The organism is Cupriavidus sp. PB-02, assembly GCF_058252315.1.
In genome coordinates this window covers 1,500,293-1,514,957 of the sequence record NZ_CM177694.1, presented here as the reverse complement: position 1 = coordinate 1,514,957, position 14,665 = coordinate 1,500,293, and the positions used below count along the sequence as shown (strand labels likewise).

Here is a 14,665-nt window from a genome sequence, read left to right as displayed (position 1 = left end):
GTGCGGTCCGGCGTGCTGGCTTATACAGCGCCCCGGCTGCCGGCGCCGGGGTCGGTCAATGCAAAGCCGGCCTGGTCCGCTTCGCGCGCCAGCGCGGGCAGTCCGGCATAGTCGACGGGCTGCACCGCGGCAAAGCGCACCAGCCCCAGCATGGCCAGCAGCGCGGTACCCGCTGCGCCTTCATGCAGCGTGAGCAGCGCGGCACGCACGCGCGCGCATTCGTGCGGATCAACCTGCGCAGACGCCACCATCGGCGGGATCGGTGCGGCCGGTGTCACGTCCAGCGTTTTCAGCTGCGCCGCGAGCGCGGGTTCAAAGCGGCGCAGCAGGTCCAGCACGTAGCTGTCGACGACGCCCACCTCGGCGTGCCCGGCGATGACGGCATCGATGACCTCGCGCGGCGTCGGCGTGGGTTCGGCGGCAGGCCGGTACAGCGCACGCGTGCCCGCCGGCGCCAGCTGCATCAGGTGGTGCCGTGGTGCGTTGTGCCCCGAGTTGGACTCAGGCAGCATGCATGCCAGCCGCCCGCCGAAGGTCTGCGCCAGCGTCTGCACCGGCGCATCCGCGCGCACGATGAACTCCGTGAAATAGACCGGGCGCCCGCCGTAGCGCGCCAGCGCCGGCACCGGCGCGGCCAGCAACTGCGGGGCCACCGGGGCGCTGGCATACGGATAGCCGCACATGAACACGCAGCCGCAGTCCGGCCGCGCCCACAGCGCGCTGACCAGCGCCGGCGCCGCATGCTCGACATATGGCAGTGCCACGCCGGCACGGTCGGCCACGTGCGCCAGCAGCGCACGCCATGCATGCCCCACCGGCGCGGCGACCGCGTACATGCGTGCGCTGGCAATCATGCGTAGACCAGCTTCTGGCCCAGCCCGCGCTGCTCGGCCTTCTTCAGGATGGCGTGGCCCAGCGCGATATCGCTCAGCGACAGGCCGCGGTGCCAGAACAGGTTGGTCTCGTCGTCGCTCTGGCGGCCCGGCTTGCGGCCGGCGGCGATTTCGCCCAGCTCGGCATAGAGCGTCTGTTCCGACAGCTTGCCAGCTTCCACATGCGCCCGCAGCGAGCCGAACATGCCGCCCTTGCACTGGCCCCAGTCGTCGACCACCATCTTCGTCATGATGTCGGTCAGCGACAGCTCGACCGCGCTCATGGTGCCGTAAGGCACGACGAAGGCGCCCGGCTTGATCCATTCGGTCTTGAGCATCGGCGTCGGGCGTTCGAGGCGCGAGGCTTCGACCACGATGTCGGCGCCGCGCACGCACGATTCCCAGTCTTCGGTGATGACGATCTTCTTGCCGAGATCACGCTCCAGCCGCGCGGCGAAGGCATTGCGGCTTTCCGGGCGGCGCGAGTGCACGCGGATCTCGTCGAAGTCGAACAGGCTGTCGAGCAGGCGCACGTTCCAGTAAGAGGTGCCGCGTGCGCCGATATGGCCCAGCACCTTGCTGTTGCGGCGCGCCAGGTGCTTGGCACCGAGCGCGGTGAGTGCGCCGGTGCGGGCATCGGTGATGAAGGTAGCGTCGACCATCGCCACCGGAATCCCGGTGCGCGGATCGAACAGGTTGAGCATGGCCATCTCCGACGGCAGTCCGAGCTTGTAGTTGTCGACGAAGTCGCCGACGATCTTCACCCCGGCCAGCCCCAGCGGCGCCACGTAGCCGCGCAGCACGTTGAAGTGGCCGTTGAAGGCGGGATCGGGAATCAGGTGCACGCGCGGCTCGATCACGGTCTGGCCGTTGCCCTGCGCCACCAGTGCCTGCTCGACCGCGTCCAGGATTTCGGCGTCGGTCATTTCCAGCCGTGCGATGTCCTTTCCGTTGATATAGGTGAGATGGATGTCGCTCATACGGTCTCCTGTCTTCCAGATAAGAATGCCTGCACGCCGCGGGTGCGTAGTGCACCGCATCGCGGCCACGCCCCCCCTTTCCGGTGCCTCACGCAGCCGGTGTGGTCCACCATGGTGCGGTGCCTGTCCAGGCCACAGAGCGTGTGTCGATGGAGTCCAGTGTAGGTATGGCGCCATTGACTGTCATATGCTTATATGTCCGCCAGCCTTAACATCAGGTTAATCCCATGAAAATGAACCTGCGCCAGATCGAGGTGTTCCGCGCGGTGATGCTGACCGGCTCGATCAGCGGTGCGTCCAAGCTGCTCTACGTGTCACAACCGGCCATCAGCCGGCTGATGTCGCACACCGAGCAACGCCTCGGCCTCGAACTGTTCCGGCGCACCAAGGGAAGGCTCTACCCCACGCCGGAAGCGCGGCGCCTGCTGGGCGAAGTCAATGCGGTGTACGAAGGGATCGAGCGCGTCAACGAGATTGCCGAGGACCTTGCGGCCAACCGCACCGGCAGCCTGCGCATCACGTGCAGCCCCAACCTCGGCCAGACCGTGCTGCCGCGCGCCATTGCCAGCTTCCGCGCCGCGCACCCGGCGGTGCGCGTGGTGGTGCGTACCCAGATTCCGGGCAATATGCTGCGCGCGCTGCTATCGGGGCAGGTGGACCTGGCGGTGTCGAACATGCCGCTGGTGCACCCCAACCTCGAGGCGCGCCTGCTGGTGAAAAACGAGATCGTGGCGCTGGTGCCGGTGGGGCATCCCCTGGCCGCGCGCAAGTGGGTTCGACCGGCCGACCTGATCGGGGAGGACCTGATCGGCTACGGACAGGACGTACCGTTTGGCTTGCTGGTGCACGAGATGTTCGGCAACGAGGGCGACCAGCCCGATATGCGGGTGCAGGTGGAACAGGCCCACGTGGCGCGCGCGCTCGCGCAGGCCGGCGCAGGCATCGCACTGGTCGATGCCATGACGGTGTTCGGCGGGGACTGGCCCAATATCGTGGCGGTGCCGGTGCGCACCAAGGTCAATGCCTCGGTGCAGATTTTCCATGTGCAGACGGAACCGCTGTCGCGGCTGTCGCTGGAATTCGTGGATACGTTGACGGGGATGATGAAGCGCTAGGGGTGCAGCGCTGAAGGCCTCAGACGGTCGCCGCCTTGTCCAGCCAGCGCGACAGCTGGTCCGTCACCGCCGAGCTCGAGAACGAACAGCTGTCCTGCGCAAACACGGCGGACATCTCCAGGCGCCGCAGCAATTCTTCCATCGCCTGCCCGTAGACCGGCGGCAGCGACAGACCGGTGCCGGCTTCGCGCCATGCGCGTACCAGATCGCTCGCGGGCATCGATCCGCCCAGGTGCTGGTCCAGTGCGGCACGCATGCGCACCAGTGCTTCCTGATTGGCTGCGCTCATGAACGCGCCCTCCTTTCCTTGTAGAGTTCGCGGAACGTGCGGCCTGACGGGGCCGGCATGTCGCGGGTTGCGGTCCAGCCCTTGCCGGCCATCGGCAGGCTGGCGATCAGCTTGTTGCGGCCGCCCATGCGGCCCAGCAGCCAGGCGCCGATGCGGGTCGCAAAGGCATACAGCTCCGGGCGCCTGGCCACGTAGCCCCAGGCCTGCAGCGCGAACCGCTCCTGCCACGGGCGCAGCCCTCGCTCCATCTGCTTCTCGCGCAGCTTGCGCAGCAGGTCGGACAGCGGGATCGAAGCAGGACACACGCGATTGCACTCGCCGCACAACGTGGCCGCCTGAGGCAGGTCCACGGCATTGGCAAGACCCACGTAGCTCGGTGTCAGCACGCTGCCCATCGGGCCCGGATAAACCCAGCCATAAGCATGGCCACCGATCTTCTGGTAGACCGGGCAGTGGTTCATGCACGCGCCGCAGCGGATGCAACGCAGCATCTCCTGGAAGTCGCCGCCGATCAGCCCGGTGCGGCCGCCATCGACCAGCACGAAGTACATATGCTCCGGGCCGTCGCGCTCGCCTTCGGCGCGCGGGCCGGTCAGCAGCGAGAAGTAGTTGGAGATTGCCTGGCCGGTAGCCGAGCGCGGCAGCAGCCGCATCACCGTGGCCAGGTCTTCCAGCGTGGGCAACACCTTCTCGATCCCGGTCACGGCCACGTGCACTCGCGGCATCACCGTGCACATGCCCTCGTTGCCCTCGTTGGTGACGACCGCCACCGAGCCGGTCTCGGCGATGATGAAGTTGCCGCCGGTGACGCCCATGTCGGCGCTCAGGAACTCGGGGCGCAGCACTTCGCGCGCCTCGCGCGTCAAATCCGGGATCTCGGTCAGGCGCGGCTTGTGGTGGACCCTGGCGAACAGGTCGGCGATCTCGTCCTTGTCCTTGTGCACCACCGGCGCAATGATGTGCGACGGCGGTTCCGAGTCGTTGATCTGCAGGATGTACTCGCCGAGATCGGTCTCGATACTCTGCACGCCCATCTCGCCGAGCACCTGGTTCAGGCGCATCTCCTCGGTCACCATCGACTTGCTCTTGATGACCTTCTTCACGCCGTGCTTCTGCGCAATCTCGGCGACCAGGCGCGCGGCGTCCGCGGTGGTTTCGGCGAACAGCACCGTGGCACCGCGCTTGCGCGCGTTCTCTTCGAAGGTGGCCAGCCAGACGTCGAGGTTTTCCAGCGCACGGTTGCGCCGTTCCTTCAGCGCCTCGCGCGTGGCATCGAAGTCGATATCGCGGATCGCATCGGCGCGCGCGGTGACGAACTTGGTCGAGAGTTTCTTCAGGTTCTGCTGCAGGCGCTGGTCAGCCAGCTTCTGGCCGGCGCGTGCCTTGAATTCCATGCTGTGGACTTGCATCGTGGCGTCTTCCGGATTTCAGGCTGATTGTCAGGCATCACCCGCCAGGACCTGGGCGATATGCAGCACGCGCGTGCGGCTGTCGCCGGTGCGGCGCAGCCGGCCTTCGATATTGAGCATGCAGCCCAGGTCGCCCAGCACTACGGCTTCGGCGCCGCTGGCCTTGATATTGGCGCACTTCTCGTCGACGATCGCCGTCGAGATATCGCCGTACTTGACCGAGAAGGTGCCGCCGAAACCGCAGCAGGCCTCGCAGTCCTTCATCTCGGTGAGCTGCACGCCGGGCAGGCGCGCCAGCAGTTCACGCGGCTGCTGCTTGACGCCGAGCTCGCGCAGGCCGGAGCAGGAGTCGTGGTAGGTGATGTGGCCGGCGAATGAGGACGGCAGTACGTCGATCTTCGCCACGGTGACCAGGAATTCGGTCAGTTCGAACACGCGCTCGCGCAGCCGCTCGTAGCGGCCGTTCAGCTCCGGATCGTTGCGCAGCAGGTCGCCGTACTGGTGGCGGATCATGCCGCCGCAGCTGCCGGACGGCACCACGATGTAGTCGAACATCTCGAACTCGCGCAGGAATTTCTCCGCCAGGTCGCGCGACACGCGGCGCTCGCCCGAGTTGTAGGCCGGCTGGCCGCAGCAGGTCTGCGCCTCGGGCACCATGACCTCATAGCCGGCGGCTTCCAGCAGCTTGAGCACCGAAAAGCCGATTTCCGGACGCATCAGGTCCACCAGGCAGGTGGCGAACAGACCGACTCGCATTGTTTGCTTCTCCAGACCCCGAAACCCCGCAATTATGCGCGCTTGGCGCCGCGCGTGGCGCACAAACGGTTCAGCAATGCCATGAATCCGGTGCAATGCACAGCACTTTGTCGGGCGACATCCTGGCGCGTTTCTTACCGTAATGTCATTTCACCTATTGAAATTTTCACGATGCGAGATAGAATCAGGCAGACGCTTAAGATTGCCGCATCGCAACATTTCTCCCATTTTCACCTATGTCCGACGCAGACAAGTCACCCGGCAAGACGTCCATCCAGGTCATCGAGCGCATGATGACCCTGCTGGACGCCCTCGCGCAGCACGCCGATCCCGTCAGCCTGAAGGAGCTTTCGCTGGCCACGGGGCTGCATCCTTCCACCGCCCACCGCATCCTGAACGACATGGTGGCCTGCCGTTTCGTGGACCGTTCCGATCCGGGCAGCTACCGGCTTGGCATGCGCCTGCTGGAACTAGGCAACCTGGTCAAGGCACGCCTGTCCGTGCGTGACGCGGCGCTGGCGCCGATGCGCGCGCTGCACCGCGTCACCGGCCAGACCGTCAACCTGTCGGTGCGCCAGGGCGACGAGATCGTCTATATCGAGCGCGCCTACAGCGAGCGCTCGGGCATGCAGGTGGTGCGCGCCATCGGCGGCCGCGCCCCGCTGCACCTGACTTCGGTGGGCAAGCTGTTCCTGGCGGCCGACGAGAGTGCGCGCGTGCGCAACTACGCCACCCGCACCGGGCTGGCCGGCCACACCCGCACCTCGATCACCGACCTGACCAAGCTGGAGCGCGAGCTGAACTGGGTCCGCGCCAACGGCTACGCGCGCGACAACGAAGAGCTGGAACTGGGCGTGCGCTGCATCGCCGCCGGCATCTATGACGATTCGCGCCGGCTGGTGGCGGGGCTGTCGCTGTCGGCGCCGGCCGACCGGCTGCAGGACAGCTGGCTGCAGAACCTGAAGGACACCGCGCTGCAGATCTCGCGCGGCATGGGCTACGTGTCCGAAGCTGCGGCCTGAGCACGGCAAGCGGGAACGACGCGCGGGCGGCCGGCCACGGCAGTCCGCGCGTTTTGCTTTGGTGGCCGCGTCACGAATCAAACACTGGTTTACCCTGAGTTTTCAGATAACCAGCAAACCTTATAATCGGCACCCATGCGTACCCGTGCCGTCACCCTTACAGAACAGGTCACCCGCCAGCTTCGCGCCGACATCGAGAGCGGCGCCTACCCGGTCGGCACCCGCTTGCCTACCGGCCGCCAGCTCGCTGAGCAGTATGGCGTCAGCGCCGCAGTGATCCGCGAAGTCACCGAACACCTGCGCTCGCAGGGCTTTGTGGAAACGCGCCAGGGCGTCGGTTGCACGGTGCGCTCGCGCACCGGCGCGGCGGGCTTCCAGTTGCCGCGCGAGCCGGATATCGATGCCGCCGAGCTGGCCGATCTGTATGACCTGCGGATCGACCTGGAAGGCGCCGCCGCCGCACTGGCCGCGGTGCGCCGCACCGAGGAGGACGTGGACACGCTGAGTGCGCTGCTGCAGCGCCTGCGTGCCCATCTCTATGACCCACAGCCCGCCGCCGATATCGACGCGGCCTTCCATATCGGCATTGCCACCGCCACGCACAACCCGTACTACCGCCAGCTGCTGCAGTACCTGAACCTGCAGCTGCACCAGGCCGTCGCGACCGCGCGTGCCAATACGCTGCGCCAGGCCGGACTGGCCGAAAACGTGCATGCCGAGCATGAAGCCATCGTCGACGCGATCCGGCGCGGCGATGCCACGGCGGCGCGCGCGGCCGCGGTCACGCACCTGCAATGCGCCGCACGCCGGCTGGGACTGACATTGCGCCCGCGCGCCGCCGATGCGCCGGGCGCATCCGCAGCAACGGATCCCGCCCGCCCTTCTCTCTCTTAAGACGACACCGCCATCATGCAAACCAGCCAATTCGCGCAACGCCTCACCGAGGCCCTCGGCGCCGACACCGTCCTGAGCAACCCCGACGACATCGCTCCGTGGCTGTCGGACTGGCGCGGCATCTACCGCGGCCAGGCCCAGGCCGTGGTACGGCCGCGCACGGTGGACGAGGTGTCGCGCGCCCTCGCGCTGTGCCAGCAGGCGGTGGTGCCCGTGGTACCGCGCGGCGGCAACACGGGCCTGTGCGGCGGCGCCACGCCCGATGCCCAGGCGCAGAACGTGGTGCTGAGCCTGGACCGCATGAACGCGGTGCGCTCGCTCGACACCATCGCCAACACCATGGTGGCAGAAGCCGGCTGCATCCTCGGCAACCTGCGTCGCGCCGCGGAAGACACCAACCGCCTGCTGCCCCTGTCGCTGGCGGCCGAAGACTCCTGCCAGATCGGCGGCAACCTCGCGACCAATGCCGGCGGCGTGAACGTGGTGCGCTACGGCATGGCGCGCGAGCTGGTGCTCGGCGTGGAAGCGGTGCTGCCCAACGGCGAGGTCTTCCACGGCCTGCGCACGCTGCGCAAGGACAATACCGGCTACGACCTGAAGCAGTTGCTGATCGGTTCGGAAGGCACGCTGGGCGTGATCACCGCGGCCGCGCTGCGGCTGTTCCCGCGCACCGATACGCGCAGCGTAGTGCTGGCGGCGGTGGCCTCGCCGGCGCAGTCGCTGGAACTCTATGAACTGCTGTTCGAGCAATGCGGCGCGCGCCTGCAGGCGTTCGAGTTCTTTACCGGCGATTGCCTGGACCTGGTGCTCACGCACGCGGAAGGCGTGCAGGAACCGTTCGCGCAACGCTACCCCGCCTACGTGCTGGTGGAACTGGCCGATACCACGGATGCAGACGCGCTCAACGCACTGCTCGAGCGCGTGATCGGCGCAGCGCTGGAACGCGAGCTATGCCTCGATGCCGCGGTGTCCGCCTCGCTGGCGCAACTGCAGGCACTGTGGAAACTGCGCGAGGAGATTTCCGAAGCGCAGCGCGCCGACGGCCCGCACCTGAAACACGACGTGTCGCTGCCGATCGAGCAGATCCCGGCGTTCATGACCTCGATGGATGCCCGGCTGCGCGCGCTCGATCCGGCCATCCGGCCGTTTATCTTCGGGCACTTCGGCGACGGCAACCTGCACTACAACCTGTCGCGCCCGGCCGGTGCGCCGAAGGACTGGGCGGCCACGCAAGGCGATGCGGTGACCGACGCGGTGCTGGACGAAGTGATGCGTTATGGCGGCAGCATCAGCGCCGAGCACGGCATCGGCCAGCTCAAGCGCCACGCCTTCCTCGCGGTCAAGGATCCGCTGGAGCTGCGGCTGATGCGCGAGATCAAGGCCGTGTTCGATCCGGCCGGGATTATGAATCCCGGCAAGCTGCTCTGACAGAGCGGGATCGCAAAAAGAAAAACGCGCCGCAGGACAGCGCGTTTTTTTTCCGGTCAGGCGATCCGAATCAGATGCCGCGCGCTTGCTGCGAGGCCAGGATCGCATGCGCGCCGTGCGGCCCCTGCGTCAGGTTGGGCGACGACGGGAAGCCATGCGGCTGCGGGGACGACTGCGACGGCGAGTGTTCCAGCCAGTCCTTGACGCGGTTGGCATCGGCAAAACGCGACAGCTTGCCAGCCGAATCCAGGAACACCATCACCACGTTGCGACCCTGGACCTTGGCCTGCATCACCAGGCACTGGCCGGCCTCGGAGATAAAGCCGGTCTTCTGGAGGCCGATCTCCCAGTTGCCGCCGCGCACCAGGCGGTTGGTGCTGACGTAGTGCTGGGTGCGGCCCAGCACGTTGACTTCATGCTCGGTCTGGGTCGAGAACTCGCGGATGGTCGGGTTGCGGTAGGCGGCGTTGACCATGCGCACCAGGTCCATCGCGCTCGACACGTTGCTGCTCGACAGCCCGCTGGAATCGACAAAGTGGCTGTCGTTCATGCCCAGCTCGCGCGCCTTGCGGTTCATCGCCTGCACGAACGCAGGCAGGCCGCCCGGATAGTGGCGACCCAGCGCCGACGCGGCGCGGTTCTCGGACGACATCAGCGCCAGCAGCAGCAGTTCCTGGCGCGTGAGCTGCGTGCCGAAGCGCAGGCGCGAGCTGCTGTGCTTCTCGTTGTCGCGGTCTTCCTCGGTGATGGTCAGCATCTCGTCCATTGGCAGACGCGCGTCCATGACCACCAGCGCCGTCATCAGCTTGGTGATCGAGGCGATCGGCAGCACCGCGCTGGCGTTCTTCTGGAACAGCACCTCGTTGGAGCCCTGGTCCATCACCAGCGCCACGCTGGAACGCAGCGCTAGCGCGTCGGCGGTATCGCGCAGGCCCATGGCTTCGCCCAGCGAGGGCTTGGCGGGCGGCGTAAAGGCGGCACGCACTGGCGCCGCGCGATGCGAGGCCACTACCTGGCGCTTGCCGTTCTTCAGCACGATGACCTTGCGCGAGGAGCTGGCGTCACGCTTGGCTACCTTGGTGCTGCGAGACTTTGCCGAGACAGTCTTTGAAGCGCTCTTTTTCTCGACGTTAGCCGATTTAGCCTGCTTTTTAGACGTTTTTTGGGTGCTTGCGGACTTGGTGGCCGCTTCGGCCACGGGCGCCGCGACCATCGACACCGACACCAGGACCGCGGCGGCGACGGCGGACAAGGGCGTGGAGCCGAAGAATCTGGAAAAAATGGAATCAGACCGGAACATGATTCGTTCAGCGCATAAGAATGGCGCTAGTGTAGGAAATAAAGAAATTGTTAGCAAGATTAAAGACTTACAGTCGCTCCTTAAAGTTCGATTTGCAAACATTTCCACGATGTGGAAAAAGTTGACGTCTCATCACGTCCACCCGTGTTTGAAAACGAACTGTCTTAGGGCTCACCTCAAATCACATGCCACTCCCCAAGGCAACGACCCTGCCGATACGGGGACCTCATCTGGTATATCGGCACCAATCGTTACACATTGATACAAAGCTCACTATGAGAGGAAACGCGCAAATCCGCTGACCGGCTCGCGATCAGTGGTCAGCCGGTTCTCGAGCGCTTCCGGATCCGCAAAACCCAGCGACATGCCGCATACCACCATCTCTTCCGGTGGCAGTCGCAAGTGGCTGGCAATGATCTTGTGGAACTGCGTAAACGCCGCCTGCGGGCAGGTATCGAGCCCGCGCGCCCTGGCGGCGACCATGATGCTTTGCAGGAACATGCCGTAGTCCAGCCAGCTGCCCTGCTCCATGATGCGGTCGATGGTGAAGATCATCCCCACCGGCGCATCGAAAAAACGGAAGTTGCGCGCGTGCTGCTCGTGCATGCGCACCTTGTCCTCGCGGCTGATCTCCAGCAGGCCATACAGGTCCCAGCCCACCTTGCGCCGCCGCGCCAGGTAGGGATCGGCCCACTCGCGCGGGTAGTACGGATACTCCTGCATGTACTTGCTGTCGCGCTCGGGGTCCTCATAGGCAGCCAGCACGTCGGCGCACAGCTTGACCTTGGCCTCGCCCGACAGCACGTAGACGCGCCACGGCTGCGTGTTGGTGCCCGACGGCGCACGGCTGGCCACGGCCAGGATTTCTTCCACGGTCTCGCGCGGCACGGGCGTATCGAGAAAGGCCCGCACCGAACGCCGCGTGAGGATCGCGCGATCCACGCAGTCCACGGCATCCTGCGAACCGAATTGCCTCTCGAGGGACATCTTGTTCGTCTCCTGTTGCCCCGTCACCGCTGTGCGCCGGCCACCGCCAGCGGCAGCAGCGCCTCGCGCAGCGGCGCCGGCAGCGGTACCGGGCGGCGCGTGGCGCGATCGACATAGACGTGGATGAAATGCCCTTGCGCGGCGGCAAGCTCGTTGTCGCCGCTGAAGAGGCCTACCTCATAGCGCACGCTGGACGTACCCAGCCTGGCCACGCGCAGGCCCGCTACCACGGTCTCCGGGAAGCTGAGCGACGAGAAGTAGTTGCACTGCGTCTCGATCACCAGCCCGATGGTGCTGCCCGCTTCGATGTCGAGCACGCCCTGCCGGATCAGGTAGGAATTCACCACGGTGTCAAAGTAACTGTAGTAGACAACGTTGTTAACGTGGCCATAGACATCGTTATCCATCCAACGCGTCGTGATCGGCTGGAAGTACGGATAGGCACTGCGCGACTCGGCTTGCGGTTTCATGGGACGTGAACGGAACAGGACGGATCGGAAAGCTCGGAAGGACAGCGCTGAAACGGCCGCATACGCGACACGAACGCGCGGAGGCTAGCGGCGGATGACCAGCGCGACGCCAAGCGCCGCCAGCACCATGCCGGCAGCGGCCAGCGGCGGGAAGCGCTCGCCGAACAGCAGCCAGGCCATCACCGCGGTGGTGGGCGGCGTCAGGTACATCAGGCTCGACACCTTGGTGGCCGCGCCCTGCCGGATCAGCAGGAACAGCAGCGAGATCGCGCCGATCGACAGCGCCACCACCGACCAGGCCAGTGCGCCGAACATGGCGGCAGTCCACTGAACCTCGCGGGTCTCGAACAGGAACATGAACGGCAGGCACGCCAGCGCGGCTGCGGCGAACTGGATCACCGAGCCCATGCGCAGGTCGAACACCGGGCAGAAATGCTTCTGGTAGACGGTGCCCACGGTGATGCTGAGCAGGGCGCCGCCCGCCAGCGCCAGGCTCGCCGGCGTCAGCCCGCTGGTACCGAGCTTGTTGGCCACCACCAGCGCCACGCCGGCAATTCCCAGCAGCAGGCCCAGCCACTGGCGCGCGCCGATGCGTTCGCCCATGCGCCTAGCGATCAGGGCGGTCAGGATCGGCTGCATGCCGACCAGCAGCGCCGACACCCCGGCCGACATGCCGAGCTTGATGGCCGCCCAAACGCCGCCCAGGTAGCCCGCCTGGAGCAGCAGGCCGGCCACGCCGATATGGCCGACCACGCGCCAGTCAGTCCGCCGCGCCGGGGTTGCCGATGCCGCCGCTGGCGGATTCTGCAACTGCGGCAGCGGCACGCGTGCCAGCAGCACGAACGGCACCATCAGCACCAGCACGCCGGCAAAGCGCAGGAACAGGAAAGTCATCGGCTCGGCATAGGGCATGCCGTACTTGGCGACGATAAAGCCGGTGCTCCAGATCAGCACGAACAGCCACGGCATCGCCGCCAGCCACAGCGTGGCGCGGGGGCCTGCCGCCGCCGTACGTCCTTGCTCCGCCACGCCGCTCATGACGCCACCGCCAGCTGCGCTTGGGCGTGGCGGGCGTGATACTGCGCGGCCAGACGCACGGTCTGCGCGTGCACGGCGACGGTGTCCTCGATCTGGTTGCCGTAGCCACCCGCCATCGCCACCGCGACCGGCAGCCGGCGCGCGAAGGCGGCATCGAACACCAGGCGATCGCGCTGTGCCAGGCCGGCCATGGTCAGCTTGAGCCGTCCGAGGCGATCGCCTTCATGCGGGTCGGCGCCGGCCAGGTAGATCAACAGGTCGGGATCGAAACGGCTGAACAGCGTGTCGAGCGCTGCCTGCAGCGCTTGCGCGTAGGTGTCGTCGTCGCAACCGTCCGGCAGGCCGACGTCCAGGTCGCTGGCCTCCTTGCGGAACGGGTAGTTCTTCTCGCCGTGCAGCGACAGCGTGAATACCGACGGATCGCCTTGCAGGATCGACGCGGTGCCGTTGCCCTGGTGCACGTCCAGGTCGACCACCGCCACACGGCGCACGTCGCCATCGCGCTGCAGTACGCGCGCGGCGATGGCGGCGTCGTTGAACACGCAGAAGCCGCCGCCCTTGTCGGCATAGGCGTGGTGGGTGCCGCCTGCCAGGTTCACCGCGATGCCTTCGCGCAGCGCTGCCCGGCAGGCCGCGATGGTGGCGCCTGCGGAACGCCGCGAGCGCTCCACCATCGCCTCGGACCACGGAAAGCCGATCTCGCGCTGGCGCGCCGCGTCGAGCGTGCCTGCCGAAGCCGCCTGCACATACTCTGGCGTATGTGCCAGCAGCAGGGCGTCATCGCCCGCGCGCGGCGCCTCCGCCAGGCGTAATCCGGGCACCTGGGCCGACACCATGTCGCGTAGCATGCTGTACTTGCGCATGGGGAAGCGGTGCCCGGGTGGCAATGGCAGCACAAAATGGTCGGCGTAGAAGGCAAGCATGGGTGTGGCCTGGGCGGTTCTGTTCACGTCTTCTCGGTATCGCGGCGGCGGCCGGCCGTGCGGGCGAAGGCAAGCCGCGATGGTAGCACCCCGGCCGCACCCTCGCCGGGAGGCACCTCCGATGGCGCCGGCGTCACACCGGCGGGCATTTAAGCAGAACTTTATTGTGCAATGCACCAAATTCACTTGACATTAAAAACGGTATCCCTAGAATGGCAATTGTTGCGGCGCACCAAAGTTTTCGGATGCGTCCTGACCCACCCACACGCCTGGGCTGGCCGACGCGGGAAACAACACCGTCACGGCCCTGACATCTAGGCAGCTTAATTTTGCTTGACCTTGAAGTTCACCACTGGAGACCAGCAATGATCCTTACCCCGGAACAAGTCGCGGCAGCGCAAAAGGCTAACCTCGAAACGCTGTTCGGCCTGACGACCAAGGCGTTCGAAGGCGTCGAAAAGCTCGTCGAGCTGAACCTGCAGGTCGTCAAGACCTCGTTCGCTGAGAACGTCGACAACGCCAAGAAGGCCCTGTCGGCCAAGGACGCACAAGAACTGCTGGCCATCCAGGCCGCAGCCGTGCAGCCGGTCGCCGAAAAGACCCTGGCCTACACCCGTCACCTGTACGAAATCGCTTCGGAAACCCAGAGCGAATTCGCCAAGGTGGCCGAGGCCCAACTGGCCGAAGGCTCGAAGAACGTCCAGGCTCTGGTCGAAAACTTCGCCAAGAACGCCCCGGCCGGTTCGGAATCGACCGTGGCCATCGTGAAGTCGGCGATCTCCGCCGCCAACAACGCCTACGAGTCGGTGCAGAAGGCGACCAAGCAAGCGGTCGAAATCGCTGAAACCAACTTCCAGGCTGCTGCTTCGGCTGCCACGAAGGCTGCCCAGCAAGCCAGCGCCACGGCCCGCACGGCCACGGCTCCGGTGAAGAAGACCACTGCTGCCTGATAGCTGCAAGGGTTGAAGATGGACCGGCTCCGGCCGGTCCGTTGGCAAAGCGCATCGGATTGCGGTCAAGAATGCCGGTGTGTTTTGCCAACGATGAGGTAGTGTCCCGACCGAGTGAACCGGCGCTGCCTTTTCTGCCGATGTCTCCTCGGTACCGCGGTCTCCTTGTCCAAAGGTATCGTTAAGCCCGACCTCTTTAGGTCGGGTTTTTTTTGGGATCTGGTCTGGGGGA

At 66.1% G+C, this 14,665-nt stretch carries 15 protein-coding genes; 5 read left to right on the top strand and 10 right to left on the bottom strand.

Annotation, left to right across the window (positions count from 1 at the left end):
* Nucleotides 1-20: 20 nt before the first annotated feature.
* Nucleotides 21-854 (bottom strand): phosphate/phosphite/phosphonate ABC transporter substrate-binding protein, encoded by an 834-nt coding sequence (locus AC10V3_RS07335; protein WP_022534461.1) that lies wholly within the window; start codon nucleotides 852-854, stop codon nucleotides 21-23.
* Nucleotides 851-1,852: an ornithine cyclodeaminase family protein gene (locus AC10V3_RS07330; protein ID WP_022534460.1), complete on the bottom strand. Its 1,002-nt coding sequence runs from the start codon at nucleotides 1,850-1,852 to the stop codon at nucleotides 851-853. Before AC10V3_RS07330 ends, AC10V3_RS07335 begins: the two co-directional genes overlap by 4 nt.
* Nucleotides 1,853-2,079: 227 nt before the next feature.
* On the opposite strand from AC10V3_RS07330, the gene AC10V3_RS07325 reads away from it, so the two are divergent.
* Nucleotides 2,080-2,967, top strand: a complete 888-nt coding sequence (locus AC10V3_RS07325) for a LysR family transcriptional regulator (protein WP_022534459.1) — start codon at nucleotides 2,080-2,082, stop codon at nucleotides 2,965-2,967.
* 19 nt (nucleotides 2,968-2,986) lie between these two features.
* Here AC10V3_RS07325 and AC10V3_RS07320 read toward each other — a convergent pair whose 3' ends face one another.
* The 3 genes from AC10V3_RS07320 to AC10V3_RS07310 are packed head-to-tail and all read right to left on the bottom strand — an operon-like array spanning nucleotide 2,987 to nucleotide 5,421.
* Nucleotides 2,987-3,256 (bottom strand): hypothetical protein, encoded by a 270-nt coding sequence (locus AC10V3_RS07320; protein ID WP_349604682.1) that lies wholly within the window; start codon nucleotides 3,254-3,256, stop codon nucleotides 2,987-2,989.
* Entirely contained in the window at nucleotides 3,253-4,665 is a 1,413-nt protein-coding gene (locus AC10V3_RS07315) for a LutB/LldF family L-lactate oxidation iron-sulfur protein (protein ID WP_022534457.1), read from the bottom strand. Before AC10V3_RS07315 ends, AC10V3_RS07320 begins: the two co-directional genes overlap by 4 nt.
* A gap of 30 nt (nucleotides 4,666-4,695) precedes the next feature.
* Complete coding sequence (locus tag AC10V3_RS07310) at nucleotides 4,696-5,421, bottom strand: (Fe-S)-binding protein (RefSeq protein WP_022534456.1); 726 nt, start codon at nucleotides 5,419-5,421, stop codon at nucleotides 4,696-4,698.
* Between the two features lie 236 nt (nucleotides 5,422-5,657).
* Between AC10V3_RS07310 and AC10V3_RS07305 the strand changes: the two genes are divergently transcribed.
* The 3 genes from AC10V3_RS07305 (at nucleotide 5,658) to AC10V3_RS07295 (ending at nucleotide 8,765) form a co-directional block, all read left to right on the top strand.
* Nucleotides 5,658-6,443, top strand: a complete 786-nt coding sequence (locus tag AC10V3_RS07305) for an IclR family transcriptional regulator (protein WP_022534455.1) — start codon at nucleotides 5,658-5,660, stop codon at nucleotides 6,441-6,443.
* 135 nt (nucleotides 6,444-6,578) lie between these two features.
* On the top strand, nucleotides 6,579-7,337 hold the full coding sequence (locus AC10V3_RS07300; RefSeq protein ID WP_454751790.1) for a FadR/GntR family transcriptional regulator: 759 nt from the start codon (nucleotides 6,579-6,581) through the stop codon (nucleotides 7,335-7,337).
* 15 nt (nucleotides 7,338-7,352) lie between these two features.
* Nucleotides 7,353-8,765: an FAD-binding oxidoreductase gene (locus AC10V3_RS07295; RefSeq protein WP_349604685.1), complete on the top strand. Its 1,413-nt coding sequence runs from the start codon at nucleotides 7,353-7,355 to the stop codon at nucleotides 8,763-8,765.
* Between the two features lie 70 nt (nucleotides 8,766-8,835).
* Here the strand turns inward: AC10V3_RS07295 and pbpG are convergent, their stop codons facing one another.
* The 5 genes from pbpG to AC10V3_RS07270 all read right to left on the bottom strand — a co-directional run bounded on the left by pbpG (nucleotide 8,836) and on the right by AC10V3_RS07270 (nucleotide 13,483).
* On the bottom strand, nucleotides 8,836-10,065 hold the full coding sequence (pbpG, locus tag AC10V3_RS07290) for a D-alanyl-D-alanine endopeptidase (protein WP_022534452.1): 1,230 nt from the start codon (nucleotides 10,063-10,065) through the stop codon (nucleotides 8,836-8,838).
* A gap of 273 nt (nucleotides 10,066-10,338) precedes the next feature.
* Nucleotides 10,339-11,052, bottom strand: coding sequence for a nitroreductase (locus tag AC10V3_RS07285; RefSeq protein WP_490923422.1), 714 nt, complete (start codon nucleotides 11,050-11,052; stop codon nucleotides 10,339-10,341).
* Between the two features lie 23 nt (nucleotides 11,053-11,075).
* Nucleotides 11,076-11,522 (bottom strand): acyl-CoA thioesterase, encoded by a 447-nt coding sequence (locus AC10V3_RS07280; RefSeq protein ID WP_022534450.1) that lies wholly within the window; start codon nucleotides 11,520-11,522, stop codon nucleotides 11,076-11,078.
* Nucleotides 11,523-11,606: 84 nt separating this feature from the next.
* Nucleotides 11,607-12,560 carry a DMT family transporter gene (locus AC10V3_RS07275; protein ID WP_490923421.1) on the bottom strand — a complete coding sequence of 318 codons (954 nt, stop codon included), beginning with the start codon at nucleotides 12,558-12,560 and terminating at the stop codon, nucleotides 11,607-11,609.
* Nucleotides 12,557-13,483 carry a histone deacetylase family protein gene (locus AC10V3_RS07270; protein ID WP_490923669.1) on the bottom strand — a complete coding sequence of 309 codons (927 nt, stop codon included), beginning with the start codon at nucleotides 13,481-13,483 and terminating at the stop codon, nucleotides 12,557-12,559. The genes AC10V3_RS07275 and AC10V3_RS07270 overlap by 4 nt, the downstream gene beginning before the upstream one ends.
* A gap of 365 nt (nucleotides 13,484-13,848) precedes the next feature.
* Here AC10V3_RS07270 and phaP1 point away from each other — a divergent pair, with 365 nt between their 5' ends.
* Nucleotides 13,849-14,433, top strand: coding sequence for a TIGR01841 family phasin PhaP1 (gene phaP1 / locus AC10V3_RS07265; protein ID WP_022534445.1), 585 nt, complete (start codon nucleotides 13,849-13,851; stop codon nucleotides 14,431-14,433).
* Nucleotides 14,434-14,665 lie beyond the last annotated feature (232 nt).

Bases quoted from the DNA above. Each gene is read 5' to 3' on its own strand.
- AC10V3_RS07335 (WP_022534461.1), bottom strand. From the start codon at position 854: ATGATTGCCAGCGCACGCATGTACGCGGTCGCCGCGCCGGTGGGGCAT.
- AC10V3_RS07330 (WP_022534460.1), bottom strand. From the start codon at position 1,852: ATGAGCGACATCCATCTCACCTATATCAACGGAAAGGACATCGCACGG.
- AC10V3_RS07325 (WP_022534459.1), top strand. From the start codon at position 2,080: ATGAAAATGAACCTGCGCCAGATCGAGGTGTTCCGCGCGGTGATGCTG.
- AC10V3_RS07320 (WP_349604682.1), bottom strand. From the start codon at position 3,256: ATGAGCGCAGCCAATCAGGAAGCACTGGTGCGCATGCGTGCCGCACTG.
- AC10V3_RS07315 (WP_022534457.1), bottom strand. From the start codon at position 4,665: ATGCAAGTCCACAGCATGGAATTCAAGGCACGCGCCGGCCAGAAGCTG.
- AC10V3_RS07310 (WP_022534456.1), bottom strand. From the start codon at position 5,421: ATGCGAGTCGGTCTGTTCGCCACCTGCCTGGTGGACCTGATGCGTCCG.
- AC10V3_RS07305 (WP_022534455.1), top strand. From the start codon at position 5,658: ATGTCCGACGCAGACAAGTCACCCGGCAAGACGTCCATCCAGGTCATC.
- AC10V3_RS07300 (WP_454751790.1), top strand. From the start codon at position 6,579: ATGCGTACCCGTGCCGTCACCCTTACAGAACAGGTCACCCGCCAGCTT.
- AC10V3_RS07295 (WP_349604685.1), top strand. From the start codon at position 7,353: ATGCAAACCAGCCAATTCGCGCAACGCCTCACCGAGGCCCTCGGCGCC.
- pbpG (WP_022534452.1), bottom strand. From the start codon at position 10,065: ATGTTCCGGTCTGATTCCATTTTTTCCAGATTCTTCGGCTCCACGCCC.
- AC10V3_RS07285 (WP_490923422.1), bottom strand. From the start codon at position 11,052: ATGTCCCTCGAGAGGCAATTCGGTTCGCAGGATGCCGTGGACTGCGTG.
- AC10V3_RS07280 (WP_022534450.1), bottom strand. From the start codon at position 11,522: ATGAAACCGCAAGCCGAGTCGCGCAGTGCCTATCCGTACTTCCAGCCG.
- AC10V3_RS07275 (WP_490923421.1), bottom strand. From the start codon at position 12,560: ATGAGCGGCGTGGCGGAGCAAGGACGTACGGCGGCGGCAGGCCCCCGC.
- AC10V3_RS07270 (WP_490923669.1), bottom strand. From the start codon at position 13,483: ATGCTTGCCTTCTACGCCGACCATTTTGTGCTGCCATTGCCACCCGGG.
- phaP1 (WP_022534445.1), top strand. From the start codon at position 13,849: ATGATCCTTACCCCGGAACAAGTCGCGGCAGCGCAAAAGGCTAACCTC.